Raw genomic sequence first — 14,434 nt, 5'->3', positions numbered from 1 at the left:
CGCCTAAGTGACCAGCGTGGCGGAGTGGGACCGGCGCAGCTTGCCCGACGGTGTCTTCGGGATGGTGCCCGGCCCGAGCACCACCACGTTGCGCGGCCGCATGTCGACCTCGGACACCACCTCGCGCGCGACCTGGTGCTCGATGCGGCGCACCTCGGCCGGGTCCTGCCAGGCGTTGGACTCGACGGCGACGGCGAACGTCTCGCGGGAGTGGCCGGCGTCCAGGCGCACCGCGACCGCGCACCCGGGCCGCACCCCCTCGACGCGGCAGGCGGCCCGCTCGATGTCGGTGGGATAGATGTTGCGGCCGGCCATGATGATGACGTCCTTGACGCGGCCGCACACCACGACGTGGCCCTCCTCGGTCATGTAGCCGAGGTCGCCGGTGTCATACCAACCGTTCTCGTCCTGCGCCGGGATGAAGCCACCCATCGTCAGGTAGCCCGGCGTCAGCGACTCGCCGCGCAGCTCGATGACGCCGACGCCGCGGGCGGGCATCACGTCGCCGTTCTCGTCGATGATGCGCGCCTCCAGGTCCTGCAGCAGCGGGCCGAGCGTGGCCAGCCTGCGGGTGTTGCCCTTGGTGGCCGGCACCGCGCGGCGCAGGGCCGCGAGCAGGTCCGCGTCGACCTCGTCGACGACCAGGCCGGCGTTGCACTCCGAGAACGACACCGCCAGCGTGGTCTCGGCCATGCCGTACGCCGGCAGGATCGCCGAGGGGCTCAGGCCGAACGGCTTGCCCGCGTCCAGCAGGTCCTCCACGTCGGCGGGTTCGACCGGCTCTGCACCGGACAGCGCGAAGCGCAGGGTCGACAGGTCGAAGTCACCCGGCTTGGCGTTGCGGCGCAGCCGCTTGGCGAGCAGCGCGTAGGCGAAGTTGGGCGCCGCGGTCATGGTGCCCTTGTACTTGTCGATGAGCTTGGCCCACAGCAGCGTGTCGCGCAGGAAGTCCATCGGCGTGACCTTGACGAGCTCGGCGCCGAAGTACATCGGGATGGTCAGGAAGCCGACCATGCCCATGTCGTGGAAGCAGGGCAGCCAGCTGACCATGACGTCCTTGTTGACGTCGTATTGGGCACCGATGAACATCGCCTCGGCATTGGAGTAGATGTTGCGGTGGGTGATCTGGACGGCCTTCGGGGAGCCGGTGGAACCGGACGTCAGCTGCATCAGCGCCAGGTCGTCCTCGCCGACCTCGACGGGGTCGATCGGTTCCGACGCCAGCAGGTCGGCGACGGTGAGGACCTTGATGCCCTTCTCCTCGAGCACGGGGATGGCCACCAGGAAGGGCTCGGAGACGATGACGGCCTTGGCCTCGATCATGCCGATGACGTTCATCGTGTCTTCGGCCCACACGGCCAGGTCGGTGCGCGGGGTGGGCTGATGCAGCATCGTCAGGCTGGCGCCGCGCATCCACAGCCCCTGGGCGGTCGGGGCGATTTCCACCGGGAAGCCGGCGAGGACACCGACGGCGTCGCCGAGGCCGATGCCGGCGGCGGCCAGGCCGCCCGCGATGCGGCGGGCGCGTTCGTGGACCTCGCCCCACGTGTGGCGGACCGGTTCGTGGGGTTCACCGGTGACCATGCCCGTCGTCACGGTACGGGCATTGCGGTACATCTTCTCGGTAAACCTGCTCACACAAACCTCCTCGGTTCCGGCGCTTGCCCCAACGCCCGAGATTTCATATTCCGCCCACTCGGTAGCTCTTCGCAGCAGGCTCGCAAACACAGTCGGGCAGCGGTTAGGTCTCGAAACGGCGATGAGCCGGCAACCCCGCGTCCGGTCGCCCGATAAGCGCGGACCGGGCCCGAAAAACGCTCGTGGGCCCGAAGCACCAGTCGTCCGCCGGGGGCTCCGGCGGACGACGAAAATAAGTGATCTTGCTCAGCGCTACCCGTCACCGCGCATTATCTTAAACTCCTCTTAGGGAACAGCCCAAACGAATGCGCGTTTTGGGGTGATTTTCACACTTCGGTGGGGGCCGGAACCACGCGCGCCCCGGCCACCGGCCCGCTGGCGACCCGCACCGTGCGGCAGACGCCCGCCCCGGACACCTCGGTGCCCACGTCGACGGCCGAGGCCGCCGAGGAGCACAGGAACGCGCACGTCGGGCCCGAGCCGGACACGATGCCCGCCAGGGCGCCGGCCTGGACGCCCGCGCGCAACGTGCGGCGCAGCTTCGGGTTCAGGCTCACCGCGGCGGCCTGCATCTCGTTGCCCAGCAGCGACGCCAGCTGTTCCGGGTCGCCCGCGGCCAGGGCCGCCAGCACCGGGCCCGGCCCGGCGAGCCGGGGCGGGTCGCCCGCCCCCCGAAGGCGGTCGAGCTCGGCGAACACCGCGGGCGTGAGCAGCTCCCCGTCGGCGAACGCCAACACCCAGTGGAAGGTGTTGCGGGACAACACGGTGGCCAGCTCCTCGCCGCGGCCGGTGCCCAGCGCGGTGCCGCCGTGCAGCGCGAAGGGGACGTCGCTGCCCAACCGCGCGGCCAGCATGCGCAGGTCGCGACGCGGCACGTTGAGTTCCCACAGCGAGTTCATGGCGACCAGCACCGCCGCCGCGTCCGCGCTGCCGCCGGCCATGCCACCGGCCACGGGGATGGATTTGTCGATCATGATCGAGACGTCGGGCGCCCGGCCGACGTGTTCGGCCATCAGCTCGGCGGCCTGCCAGGCAAGGTTGCGTTCGTCGGTGGGCAGTTTGTCGGCACCCTCGCCGACGAGCTCGAGCGACAGCACGTCGGCGTTGCGGACGGTCACCTCGTCGAGCAGGGAGACGGCCTGAAAGACGGTTGTCAGCTCGTGGTAACCGTCCTCGCGGCGGTCGCCGACCTCGAGATAGAGGTTGACCTTCCCGGGCACCCGAACGGTGACCGACCCGGTCGGCACCCACTGTGCGGCGGTATTGCCGTCAGACGCGGACACCGGAGCAGACTATCGCTGCCACCGGCCGACCACATGCAGCGGCACCGACGGCGCCGCGGTCAGCCCGGCGAGGTCTGCTGTTGCGTCGCGGTGTCGGTTGGTTCGTTCGATCTGCGCAACAGCCGGACGAAGTCGTCGATGGACAGGGTCTCGCCGCGGCGCGCCGGGTCGATGCTGGCGGCCAACAGGCGACTCGCCGACTCGTTCCCCGAGCCGGCCCACTCGACGAACGCGTTGCGGGCCGTCTTGCGCCGCTGCGCGAACGCGATGTCCACCAGTCCGAAGACCTGACGGCGGAAGGCCTCGTCGGTGGGCCACTGCGGGGTGGCGTAGCGGTCGATGCGCACGAGCCCGGAATACACGCGGGGAATCGGCCAGAAGACCGTCGGCGACACCATGCCGCACCGCCGAACCGACCCGAAGTAGCGGACCTTGACGCTGGGCACGCCGTAGTCCTTGCCGCCCGGCTCGGCGGCGAGGCGTTCGGCGACCTCCGCCTGCACCATGACAGTCACCGTCTGGATGGAGGGGAATTCGGCGAGCAGGTGCAGCAGCGCGGGCACCGCGACGTTGTAGGGCAGGTTGGCGACGACCGCGTTGGGTTGCGCGGCCAACTCTTCCCGGCGAAGGGTCAAGACGTCGCGGTTGAGTACGGTGAGCCGCTGCAATTCGCTGTGCGAGTGTTCGGCGACGGTCTGCGGCAGCCGATCGGCCAGGACCGGGTCGATTTCGACGGCGGTTACCGTGGCGCCGCGGTCCAGCAACGCCAACGTCAGCGATCCCAGGCCGGGTCCGACCTCGAGGACGTGGTCGGACCGGCCGACCCCGGAGGTCGAGACGATCCGGCGGACCGTGTTGGCATCGTGGACGAAGTTCTGACCGAGGGATTTCCGGGGCCGAAGGTCAAGTTCTTTGGCAAGCCGCCTGATCTCGGTGCGACCGAGCAGCCGGATGGTCAGCTTGCCCCTGCTCTTCCGCTGCACACGGGCCACGCGCCCCAACCCTGACGCTCGCGCGTCACCTCGGCGACTGCGATCTGCTCTTCCCGGGTCGCCAGGTCCGCGCGCGCGGCGAACCGCAGCCCGCCGTTGCGCTCCCAGGTGCCCTGATCGAACTGCACACCGCCGTAGTAGCCGTTGCCGGTGTTGATCGCCCAGTTCCCGCCGGCCTCGCAGCCGGCGATCGCGTCCCAGATCGAGCCGTTGGTGACCGGTGGCACGTCGGTGCCGGGCTTGGTGCCCACCCGCACCACCGCCTCGCGGGCGGGGGTGATCACGGTGTTGGCGATCGGCAACCGGCCGGTCTCAACGCCGTTGACGGTGGCGACCGCGAAGGTGACGTCCTGGGTGCCGGGGCTGCCCGGGTCTTCCACCACCTGGCGGCTCATGTTCATGTCCGGGTCCTCGACCCGACGGGCGTTGGGCTGCAACGGCATTCGTTCCGTCACCCGCTCGATCCGGTTGCGGGTCACCTGGATTTCCATGCCGTCGACAATGGGGGACGACGCGCTCGGCATCGCCTGGTCGCCTTCGAGGAGCGGGGCGCCGGCCGCGCTCAGCAGCCCCGCGACGTTGGGCGCGGGCAGGTGCACCGTACGGGTGGTGCCGCCATCGGTGATGCGGACCGTCTTCGCGCTGACGACGGGCAGCGCCATTCCCGCGAGCGGGACCCGGCTGCCGCGGGAGGCCGCGGCGGGGGCCGTGTCGGTCATGGCGAGTTGGGCCAGGGCCTCGTCGACGGTCGATGCCGTCGTCCACACCTGCCTGGTGTCGTGACCGTCCAGCGAGATCTGCAGCGGGCGGCTGCGGCGCAACACGATGTTGGCGGCGTCGTGCACCTTGACGTCCCCGGCGGGGTACAGGTCGTCCCGCTCGTCGACAGCGAAGCCGTTCTCCTGCACGATGTCGATGACCCGCGACTTCATGGTCGTGACCCGCATCGCAATGCCGTCAACGGTCAGCGTCACCGTCTTGCACGCGGAGACCGCGAATCCACCTGCGAACGCCAGAACCAGTAACAGTCCTCCGACGATGAGCCGCAACATCGGCGACGGTGTCTGATGAAGTTTTGTTAATACAGTCAACGCGCGTCTATCCCGACCACAGCAATTACTCCAACGACCTAATCAGCACCAAGCGACAAATAAGGGCCCGTAGGCCCCACCCTTTCGATCACAAGACGGTAACGAACCGGCCAAAGTTGAGCAACTCCGGCGCGAATTCGTTAACGCAATCGTCCCGTGCAGCGAGTCAACCGGGAGCCAGCCCGTAGACCCGCCGAGCGTTGCTCGTCGTGGCCTGCGCCAGCTCTTCGGCGGGACGGCCCACCAGTTCGGCGATCGCCCGGACAGTATAAGGAAGGCAATACGGCTCGTTCGGTGCACCGCGGTACGGATGCGGCGTCAAGAAGGGCGCATCGGTTTCCACCAGCAGTTGTTCCAGCGGTATCAGCGGAACGGCTTCCCGCAGGTCGCGGGCGTTGCGGAAGCTCGCCGTTCCCGACAGGCTGAGCAACCATCCGGCGTCCACGCAGCGGCGGGCCATCGCGGCGTCCGACGAGAAGCAGTGAAAGATCACCGTGTCGGGCGCGCCTTCGGCCGCCAGCACGTCGAGCACCTCGGCGTCGGCGTCCCGGTTGTGGATCATCAACGGTTTGCCGCACCGCTTGGCCAGGTCGATGTGCCAGGCGAACGCTTCCCGTTGGGTGTCCGGCTGCGCGCACCCGTCGAGGCGCCCGGGCCAATACAGGTCCAGGCCGGTCTCGCCGACGGCCACCACCCGGGGGTGGGCCACCAGCCGCTCTATTTCGCCGCGGGCGGCGTCGTCGAGCGCATCGGCGCGGGTCGGGTGCAGCGCCACCGCGGCGTACACCCGCGGATCCCATTCGGCGGCGCGGGTCACCCAAGCCGCCGAAGCCAGGTCGTCGGCGATGGTGACCACGGCCCCCACCCCGACCGCCGCGGCGCGATCCACGATGGCGCGCACGTCCCCGGCGTCCCGCGCGCCACAGGCGTCGAGGTGGGTGTGGGCGTCGACCAGGGGGGCCAGCGGTTCGGGTGCGGGCGGCGCTTCTCGTTCTCGTCGGTTGGAGCTCACGCGCACACAATAAGGTGGACTCTCGATGAGGCCCTTCTACGTCACTACCGCGATCACGTACCCCAACGGCAATCCGCACGTCGGGCACGCCTACGAGTACATCGCCACCGACGCCATCGCGCGATTCAAGCGGCTCGATGGGTTCGACGTGCGTTTCCTGACCGGCACCGACGAGCACGGCCTCAAGATGCTCGAGACGGCGGCGGCGGAGGGCCTTCCGACCGCCGAGCTGGCGCGGCGGAATTCCGATGTTTTTCAACGCCTGCAGGAGAAGCTCAACATCTCCTTCGATCGGTTCATTCGCACCACCGACGCCGACCATCACGAAGCGTCCAAGGAGATCTGGCGGCGGATGGACGCCGCCGGAGACATCTACCTGGACAGCTACACGGGTTGGTACTCCGTGCGCGACGAGCGGTTCTTCGTCGAATCCGAGACCGCGGTGGTCGACGGGACAAGGGTCGCCGTGGAAACCGGAACGCCGGTGACGTGGACCGAGGAGCAGACCTACTTCTTCCGGCTCTCGGCGTACACCGACAAGCTGCTGGCCCATTACGAGGCCAACCCGGACTTCATCGCCCCCGAAGTGCGCCGCAACGAAGTGGTCAGCTTCGTCTCCGGCGGCCTGCGCGACCTGTCGATCTCGCGCACCTCGTTCGACTGGGGCGTCAAAGTGCCCGACCATCCCGATCACGTCATGTACGTCTGGGTCGACGCGCTGACCAATTACCTGACCGGGGTCGGCTACCCCGACACCGACTCGCCGATGTTCCGCCGCTACTGGCCCGCCGACCTGCACATGATCGGCAAGGACATCATCCGGTTCCACACCGTCTACTGGCCGGCGTTTCTGATGTCGGCCGGGATCGAGCTGCCGCGCCGGGTGTTCGCGCATGGGTTCCTGCTCAACCGGGGCGAGAAGATGAGCAAGTCGGTGGGCAACATCGTCGACCCGGTGGCGCTGACCGAGACGTTCGGCGTGGACCAGTTGCGCTATTTCCTGTTGCGGGAGGTCCCCTTCGGCCAGGACGGCAGCTACAGCGAAGACGCCATCGTCACGCGCATCAACACCGACCTCGCCAACGAGCTGGGCAACCTGGCCCAGCGGTCGCTGTCCATGGTGGCCAAGAACCTGGACGGGGTGGTGCCGACGCCCGGTGAATTCACCGCCGAAGATGCCGAACTGCTGGCGACGGCCGACGGCCTGCTGGACCGCGTGCGCGCCGCCTTCGACGGGCAGGCCATGCACTTGGCATTGGAAGCGATCTGGCTGATGCTGGGCGCCGCCAACCGATATTTCTCCGCCCAGCAGCCGTGGGTGCTACGCAAGAGCGACTCCGCGGCGGACCAGACTCGTTTCGCGACAGTGCTTTACACAACCTGCGAGGCCGTTCGCATCGCGGCGCTGCTGATCCAGCCGGTGATGCCCGAATCGGCGGGCAAGCTTTTGGATCTGCTCGGCCAGGCGCCCGAACAGCGCAGCTTCGACGCGATAGGCAAACGGCTGACCCCCGGCACGGCGCTCCCGGCGCCGACCGGGGTCTTCCCCCGCTACCAAGCCGACTAGCCGCTCGCGAGCCGAGCGCGCCACCAGCTTCACACCGACATTGCCAGGCACAGCGCCGCGACGGCGAGGCCCTGCAGGGTGGCCCTGGTGGTGATCACTCTGTCCCAGTTGCGCTGCAGCGCACGAGCATCGGTCGGCAACTCGGGTCGATCCGCGCCTGCGATGAGTTGCCGGTTGATCGGCGCGCTCACCCGCAGGTAGATCAGCAGCCACGCCAGCAGCAGGAGGACGGCGGCGCCGGCCGCGCCGGCTTGCGCCCAGCGGCCGGACGCCGCGGCGAATGCCAGGCTGATCGTCGCCGCCGCCAGGCCGAGCACGCCGGGTACCGGCATCCGTCGATCCCCATAGCGATGGATGTTGCCGGCAACGGCGAGCAGGGCCCGATCGTCGATGCGGGCCATCGCGGGCCTCAGCACCATCGCGCAGAACACGTCGGTGCCGTAGACCACCCCGGTACCCAGCACCGCGACGACCGCGAAAACGGTGGCGACCATGGCGCACACTCCTCATCTCCCGTAGGTGCTAGCAACGCTAACCCTCGAGAGCGCGGCTGTCAATAGCGTTGCTATCTTCTGTGCCACCGCTAACACGACGTCACCGATGTCGACGTCGGCGCGCCTCCGGACCGCGCGCCGCCGGCCGATCACCGACCCGGTGCGCGAGCGGGCCGACGAAGGTGTTCAGGGATGCCTTCGGCGAGCGGGAAACGAAATACGGCGCCAATCCTGGGCGGGCATCTGCTCGAAGGCCTGTGTATAGCCTATGTTATGCGCCATAATCGGCCGGTGGACCGACGACGCAATCGGCAAGAGGGTGACTCGCCGATGACGACCCTGAAACAGCTGCCGGCACTGGTCGTGCTCGAGCGGATCCCGATCCCGGTGCTGGCGATCGAGAATGACGGCACCATCCTGTTTTCCAACGCCGCGTTCGCCGAGATGATGGGTTATGACCGGGAAGAGGTGTTGGAGCTGAAGTTCCACCAGATCTTCCATCAGGCACCGGCCTCGGATTCGTTGTTATCCGTCGTTCATTCCCTGGCGAACATGGTGGTCGAACTGGCGCACAAGGACGGTTCGGTGGTGCGCGCCCTGATGAGCAAGTCGGCGGCGATGCGCGCCGACGACCAGTTCGTGCTCGCGGCGTTCCAGGATCTGACCGAGCAGTTGTGGCAGGAGGACCGCTAGCGGCGACGCGGCAGGCCCGGGAAATCATTGGCCGGAACGCGTCGACGTCCCGCGGTCGGTCATCGATGTAGGCGAAACCTGTTGGTGGGAATCAGGTCTCGCGCTGGACGGCCGCACGGGACGCGCCGTTATGCGCAGACGCTAACGCCGCCGCCGTGATTCGCGCCTGGTGCGCCACAGGATCACCCCGCCGCCGACGATGGCCACCGCAACCCAGCCCGCGCCGAACCACCACAGCCAGCCGAGGTCGGAGTGCCCCTGCGACGCCGCGGTCGGACCACCGGCTGAGGGCGAGTGCTCGACGGTCACCGGGTCCTGCCCGCCCGGCGCGGACACCACCGCGGCGCCTTTGAGTCGTTGCCAGCGCTTGTTATCGCCGCTGAGCCACCGCAGCAACTCGTCGAGTTGCCCCGGCGCCCCGTTTGATGTCGCCACCAACAGCGACCTGCCGCGGTTGAAAACCACTTGGAGAGAGGCGAACCGGAGATCTGGGTCGAGTGTGAGTTTGGCGGGCTTGCCGTCGGATTGGACGGCATTGACGGTGATGGGCCCGCTCGGCCCGGCAGCCACCGGAAGCGCGACATTGGAGTGATTCCACCCGTCGGCGGAGATCACTATCGCGGGGTCCGACGAGTCGATCGCCTGCTGCGCGGTCGTGACCGTGGTGTAGAGCGGCACGGCGCTGATTCGCTGCAGGCCCACCACGATGCCGATCGCCCGCACCGTGTCTATCAACGAGTGGGCCTCGATGCCCACCTGCATCCGGGGCATCAACGACTGCGGCACCGATTGGAAGCCGTCCGGCACCGGCGGGGCTGCCGGGTCGCTCTGTATTGTGGTGTCGCCGTTGATGTTCAGCGTCAGGAGCTGACTCCCCGGCCCGGCGGTGTAGAAGTCGCCGCAATGCCCGGTGTTGGCGGCGACGTCGAGGACCAGATCAATACTGGTGTAGCGCTGCAGCAGTCGGTCCGGCACATCGATCCAGCGGTCGATGGTGCCGTGGCCGTCGGTCGGCCAGTGGTCGATGGTTTCGGGGCCGATGGTCACGGCGATCTGACCGCCGACGTTCCCCGGTGTCGGGGTGTAGGAACCCTGCAGATGCACGCGCACGTTGTGCACCGATCTGGCGAATCGGGTTTGGTCGATTCCGATCGACACCCGCGGTTGCAGTGACGTCGAGTTGAGAACGGGCTGCGCCAACTCGCGCAACGTCACGCTGCCACCGAGTTGCTGCACGCTCGGTTTGAGCTGTTCCACCGCCGCCTTGGAAGACAGCGCCAACTGCGAGACGTCGTTGAACAACACCGCCGTGTTCGATTCGTCCGACTGGCCGAGCGGTCCGGACATGAGCAACCACGGCACACCCGAGGCGCCTTGTAGCGAAAGCCCGTTGTCAGGGCCCTCTTTGACGACGATCTGACGTTCCAGCGGTTGCGGCGGCGCCGGCGGCGCGGCCTGGCCTTCGGCCAGCGGAATCACCGCGATCTCGGGGGTCTGCCGGCCGTAGTGCGAGGCGGTGGAGGCGGCCAGTTGGACCGCCGTATCGGACTCGTTCGGCGAGGGCGACGGCGGCAGGTAGATGGAAAGCTTGCGCAGCACCGGCGGCAGGAAATGCGCCACCGTGGTGGGCGGCAGTTCGACCCCGGTGTAGGTGATCGACCCGTTGGTCAGGCGCAGCGGGCTCCACGGGTAGAGGCAGTATCCGTCCAATGGCACCACGTACGAACGCAGCGTCACCGACAGCCAATTGTCGTTGACCTCCGCGCCCGCCAGGGGAATGACGATTGGGGCCTGATCGGTGGAGGGCAAATTCAGCCGTGCGATGGTGCGCTCGCCCTGCGTGACAGTGAGCACCCCGGACCGCAGATTGATCGGCATCTCGACGGTGGCGTTCAGTGCCGTCGGTGTCAGGCCATGCAGCACCGGCACGGTGAGCTGTTGGGTACTCGTCACCCCCCAGAATTCCAGGGTGGGAGCGGACCCGATGTCGGTAAGCGACAACGTCGGCGAGTCCGCGGCGGTAGCCGGTTCGCCGGGCGCACCCCACGACGCCGGGGCGCTCATCACCAAAAACCCAACCACCGCGGCCAGCGCGACCACTTTGCCCAGACGTCTCCGGTACATCACCGGAACAGTATGCATTGTGGAATGCGCGTCAACCGCAATTACTGATTCGCCGTCTCGATGGCCGCGAAAGCGGGTGTGGCGCATCCGGCCCGACCGCGCGACCGTGGAGCTCTAGCCGATCAGGGGTTCCGTGTCGGCGTCGGGGCGGGCCGCGATGGCCGGGGCATGACGCATGACTTCGCGACCGAGGAACTGCTGGAAATAGGGCAACGACGACTCGGTCACCGTGCCGGGCAGCAGGAGCTCCAAGATCTGACGCAGGCGACCGCCGATGTCGACGGGGCCTCCCCTGTTGGGTTCACGACGGGTTATCGCATTGAATACCAGTCGCGTTCCGAACATGGCTCCAACGAGGAACTCGGAGAGCACCTTGGGGTCGACGTCCTTGCGGAGGTCTCCCTCGCTGATGGCCCGCCTGGCCTCATCAGCGATCTTCACCGCCAGGTCGGCATAGAAGTCCCCCGCGGCCTCGTTCAATCCGCTTAAGGCACAGGCTAATTGCTCGGCCGTGCGAACGGTCTTGTCCGAGTTGAGCACTACCACGATGGTGAAGGCGCCGTGTAGCAGGTTTTCCAGCCCCGGCGACGAAGACTTGCACACGTTCCCGAATGCCGTGAGCAGGCTCTCGGAGCCTTCCTTGAGGATGTCGGACGCCAGCGATTCCTTCGAATCGAAGTGGTGATACAGGGCGCCTTTGGTCATCCCGGTCCGCTCGATGATCGCCCCCCACCCGGCGGCGGCATATCCGACTTCCCCGAACACCTCGATCGCGGCGTCGATGATCTTCCGCCGAGTGGCTTCGGATCGGACCTGGCGCGGCACTGTCTCTGCACCTCCGGAGTCGCGTCGGGTGCGCGGAGTCATTGATGTGGGTTCACATCCACCGCAAGACGTCCAACGTTAGCAGCCGCTGCCGCGGCTGGCGGGCAGTCTGCTCAACCTGGTCGGCACTAAGGCGAGCCTTGGTCGCTCGAACTGGAGTTGACGGCGAGCGCCGCTCGCCGCCTTAGGAATTGGCTGAAGTAATCGGCCCGGTCCGGTTGCAAGATCCCACCCAAGATCAGCATCCAGCACTTTTCCAGGTCGGTGAGGAACCGTTCCGGGTCGTCCAGATTGCTGGTCTTGCGCAGCCCCATATGCAGCGACACCATCAGCCGTCCGACTGCGTCGGGATCACAGCGTTCGTCGATGTCACCCTCGGTGATGGCCTGCTGGACGACCCCCGACAGGGCTTCCACCCAGCCGCTCACCAACGTGTCCTGCAGCCCCCCCGACTGTCCGACCGACTCGATCAGATTCAGGCCGGCCCTGACCAGATCGGTCTTGATGTCTTGAACGGCGATCAGATACGAGAAGTCGATCAGGGTTTCCAGGCCCGAAAGTCCGCGGGTCAACAGGTCTCCGACCGCGACGGTCGCCGCGGCGATCTGCTTGTCGATGAGCTCCACCGCCAAGGCGTGTTTGGACTTGAAGTGGAAGTACATCGCGCCCTTGGTCAGCTGGGCCTCGGCCAGGATGTCATCCAGACCGACGTCGTGGTACGGCCTGCGCGCGAACTGATGGGAGGCGGCGCGCAGAATCTGCCGCCGCGTCGCGTCGGCGCGTCCGTCGGTCGAGTGGGTAGTCATGGGAATCTGCCAGCTCAGCTCTCGTCGGCCCGCCGGGTGTGACCCTGGCGCAGCGGCGTGAACCCGGCGGGGAAGCCGGGCTCCGCGACGTTGGCGTGTATGACGCGACCGATCTCGTCGGGGGTTGCGACCCGGACCTGGTCGATCGCCGTCAGGTTGATGAGCAGGGCATACACCTCGGTTCTTGGGCGGTCTTGAACTACACCGACCGGCCACCCCCGGGCAGTACATGGGCCACGTCTGAGATTAGCAGCTGCAGGCGTCTGCCTTGACGCTTGCGTAAATACCTGTAGTCCACATCACACCCTCTTTACAAACTATTAGTATGTTTCGTACGCTATTATCACATTGTCAGTTTGTAGGGCCGGGCGGCCCAAACCCACGGTTCGCCCAGTTGAGCGGCAAGAACGCCCGATCCCGGGCCCTTTGCAGGATGTTAGGAGACGCAGATGCCGGTCGTGACCACCAGGCCACGCGCTCTGGCAGCGTCAGCAGGTAGAAGGCTCGGAAAGGGACAAAGGACCTTCGCGATCGCAGGCCAAATACTCTTCGGCACAGCTTCCACCATAATCAATACTTTAGGTATGTTTAACGCGGTAATCGCGCTCCTCGGGTACGGCCCGGCGGTCGTCCGTCTCCGCACCGCCACCGGGGACCGGGGTCTGACGTGATCGATTTCGGGGCGTTCCCGCCGGAGTTCAATTCCGCGCGGATGTATGCCGGCCCTGGTCCGGTGTCGCTCGTGGCGGCCTCGGTGGCCTGGGATGGCCTTGCCGCCGAATTGCATTCCGCCTCAAGCTGTTACCGCTCGGTGATAGCCGGATTGACGACCGGACGCTGGTTGGGTCCCTCGTCGTTGACCATGGCGTCCGCCTTCGCTCCCTACATGGCGTGGACCGCCGGGGCGGCCGCGCGGGCCGCGGAAACCGCAGGCCAGGCCAGGCTCGCGGTGGAGATCTACGAGGCCGCCTTCGCGATGACCGTTCCGCCGCCGGCAGTCGCCGCCAACCGCGTCCAGCTCGCGACGCTGATCGCCACCAACTTCTTCGGCCAGAACTCGGCGGCGATCGCGGCCACCGAGGCCGAATACGGCGAGATGTGGGCACAGGACGCGGCGGCGATGTACCAATACGCCGCGGGTTCGGCGGCCGCGTGCGACGTGACACCGTTCAGCCCGCCGCCGGACGTCGCCAACCCGGCGGGGGTGGCGACCCAGGGCAGCGCGGTGGCGCAGGCCGAAACGTTGGCGGCCACGCACACTTCCCTGTCGAACGTGATGTCCTCGGTTCCCAACGCCCTGCACGGGCTCTCGTCGCCGATGTCCGCCAGCACCTCCACCCTGACCCAGGTCGGTACCGGCACCGCGAGCACCGCCACCAGCACGGCCAGTTCGTCGCTGATGGACAGCCTCGCGTCGAGCCTGCCCAGCTCGCTGCCCACCTACTTCATGGCGGGAGCGACACCGTTGTACGGGATGTCCTCCATCCTCGGCATGGCTCAGACCGCGCAGGGCTTGGTGAATGGGGCTGCCCAGGCGGCGGGCACCGCTGCGGCGGGGGCCGCGAGCGCGGCGAGCACGGGCGCGGGCGCGCTGGGATCGCTCGGCTCGCTCGGATCGGGTGTGGTCGGAAGCCTCGGCAGCGCGGCCTCGCTCGGTCCGCTGGCGGTCCCGGCGAGTTGGACCAGCGTGATACCGGCGGCACACAGCGCCGCTTCCGCACTGCCGACCATCAGCCTCGCCGGCGCCAACACGCCGCCCAGCATCATGGGCTCGCTACCGCGCCTGGCCGCCGCGTCGGGCAAGAACCTCGGCCCCCGGTACGGCGTCATCCCGACCGTGATGACGCGGCCGCCTTCCGGTGGATACGCGTAGGCCATGACCCCGACGAGAACGACCCGTGACCCGAGG

At 67.6% G+C, this 14,434-nt stretch carries 13 protein-coding genes; 3 read left to right on the top strand and 10 right to left on the bottom strand.

What is annotated here, in order from left to right:
• Positions 1–3 precede the first annotated feature (3 nt).
• From A5691_RS11820 to A5691_RS11800, 5 genes are all read right to left on the bottom strand, one after another.
• Positions 4–1,638 (bottom strand): fatty acyl-AMP ligase, encoded by a 1,635-nt coding sequence (locus tag A5691_RS11820; protein ID WP_067781041.1) that lies wholly within the window; start codon positions 1,636–1,638, stop codon positions 4–6.
• A gap of 326 nt (positions 1,639–1,964) precedes the next feature.
• Positions 1,965–2,921, bottom strand: a complete 957-nt coding sequence (locus tag A5691_RS11815) for a 4-(cytidine 5'-diphospho)-2-C-methyl-D-erythritol kinase (protein ID WP_067759458.1) — start codon at positions 2,919–2,921, stop codon at positions 1,965–1,967.
• Positions 2,922–2,980: 59 nt separating this feature from the next.
• On the bottom strand, positions 2,981–3,913 hold the full coding sequence (gene rsmA, locus A5691_RS11810; protein ID WP_067759452.1) for a 16S rRNA (adenine(1518)-N(6)/adenine(1519)-N(6))-dimethyltransferase RsmA: 933 nt from the start codon (positions 3,911–3,913) through the stop codon (positions 2,981–2,983).
• Positions 3,877–5,004 carry a resuscitation-promoting factor gene (locus A5691_RS11805; RefSeq protein WP_197694478.1) on the bottom strand — a complete coding sequence of 376 codons (1,128 nt, stop codon included), beginning with the start codon at positions 5,002–5,004 and terminating at the stop codon, positions 3,877–3,879. The genes rsmA and A5691_RS11805 overlap by 37 nt, the downstream gene beginning before the upstream one ends.
• A gap of 166 nt (positions 5,005–5,170) precedes the next feature.
• Complete coding sequence (locus tag A5691_RS11800; RefSeq protein ID WP_068019583.1) at positions 5,171–6,022, bottom strand: TatD family hydrolase; 852 nt, start codon at positions 6,020–6,022, stop codon at positions 5,171–5,173.
• 19 nt (positions 6,023–6,041) lie between these two features.
• Between A5691_RS11800 and metG the strand changes: the two genes are divergently transcribed.
• The gene (metG, locus tag A5691_RS11795; protein WP_067759443.1) at positions 6,042–7,583 is read left to right on the top strand and encodes a methionine--tRNA ligase; all 1,542 of its coding nucleotides are present in this window, start codon (positions 6,042–6,044) and stop codon (positions 7,581–7,583) included.
• A 29-nt stretch (positions 7,584–7,612) separates the two neighbouring features.
• Here metG and A5691_RS11790 read toward each other — a convergent pair whose 3' ends face one another.
• Positions 7,613–8,086, bottom strand: coding sequence for a DUF1772 domain-containing protein (locus A5691_RS11790; protein WP_156675780.1), 474 nt, complete (start codon positions 8,084–8,086; stop codon positions 7,613–7,615).
• A gap of 321 nt (positions 8,087–8,407) precedes the next feature.
• Here A5691_RS11790 and A5691_RS11785 point away from each other — a divergent pair, with 321 nt between their 5' ends.
• On the top strand, positions 8,408–8,770 hold the full coding sequence (locus A5691_RS11785; RefSeq protein WP_067759437.1) for a PAS domain S-box protein: 363 nt from the start codon (positions 8,408–8,410) through the stop codon (positions 8,768–8,770).
• 141 nt (positions 8,771–8,911) lie between these two features.
• On the opposite strand, the gene A5691_RS11780 is transcribed toward A5691_RS11785, so the two are convergent.
• From A5691_RS11780 to A5691_RS27965, 4 genes are all read right to left on the bottom strand, one after another.
• A complete protein-coding gene (locus A5691_RS11780) occupies positions 8,912–10,912 on the bottom strand; it encodes a hypothetical protein (protein ID WP_067784156.1) in 2,001 nt (666 codons plus the stop codon).
• Between the two features lie 96 nt (positions 10,913–11,008).
• Positions 11,009–11,719 carry a TetR/AcrR family transcriptional regulator gene (locus A5691_RS11775; RefSeq protein WP_067888173.1) on the bottom strand — a complete coding sequence of 237 codons (711 nt, stop codon included), beginning with the start codon at positions 11,717–11,719 and terminating at the stop codon, positions 11,009–11,011.
• Positions 11,720–11,847: 128 nt separating this feature from the next.
• On the bottom strand, positions 11,848–12,525 hold the full coding sequence (locus A5691_RS11770) for a TetR/AcrR family transcriptional regulator (protein WP_067888176.1): 678 nt from the start codon (positions 12,523–12,525) through the stop codon (positions 11,848–11,850).
• 14 nt (positions 12,526–12,539) lie between these two features.
• Positions 12,540–12,701: a hypothetical protein gene (locus A5691_RS27965; RefSeq protein WP_156670172.1), complete on the bottom strand. Its 162-nt coding sequence runs from the start codon at positions 12,699–12,701 to the stop codon at positions 12,540–12,542.
• A 491-nt stretch (positions 12,702–13,192) separates the two neighbouring features.
• On the opposite strand from A5691_RS27965, the gene A5691_RS11765 reads away from it, so the two are divergent.
• Positions 13,193–14,398, top strand: coding sequence for a PPE family protein (locus tag A5691_RS11765; RefSeq protein ID WP_067757468.1), 1,206 nt, complete (start codon positions 13,193–13,195; stop codon positions 14,396–14,398).
• The last annotated feature ends 36 nt before the right edge of the window (positions 14,399–14,434 follow it).

Origin of the sequence: Mycobacterium sp. E183 (assembly GCF_001667735.1) — a bacterium.
GTDB lineage: Bacteria > Actinomycetota > Actinomycetes > Mycobacteriales > Mycobacteriaceae > Mycobacterium.
The sequence above is the reverse complement of the archived record's forward strand: the minus strand, read 5'-3'. Positions and strand labels throughout refer to the sequence as shown.

Excerpts from the sequence above, each read along its gene's own strand:
- A5691_RS11785 (WP_067759437.1), top strand. The coding sequence starts at position 8,408 with ATGACGACCCTGAAACAGCTGCCGGCACTGGTCGTGCTCGAGCGGATC.
- A5691_RS11770 (WP_067888176.1), bottom strand. The coding sequence starts at position 12,525 with ATGACTACCCACTCGACCGACGGACGCGCCGACGCGACGCGGCGGCAG.
- A5691_RS11780 (WP_067784156.1), bottom strand. The coding sequence starts at position 10,912 with ATGCATACTGTTCCGGTGATGTACCGGAGACGTCTGGGCAAAGTGGTC.
- metG (WP_067759443.1), top strand. The coding sequence starts at position 6,042 with ATGAGGCCCTTCTACGTCACTACCGCGATCACGTACCCCAACGGCAAT.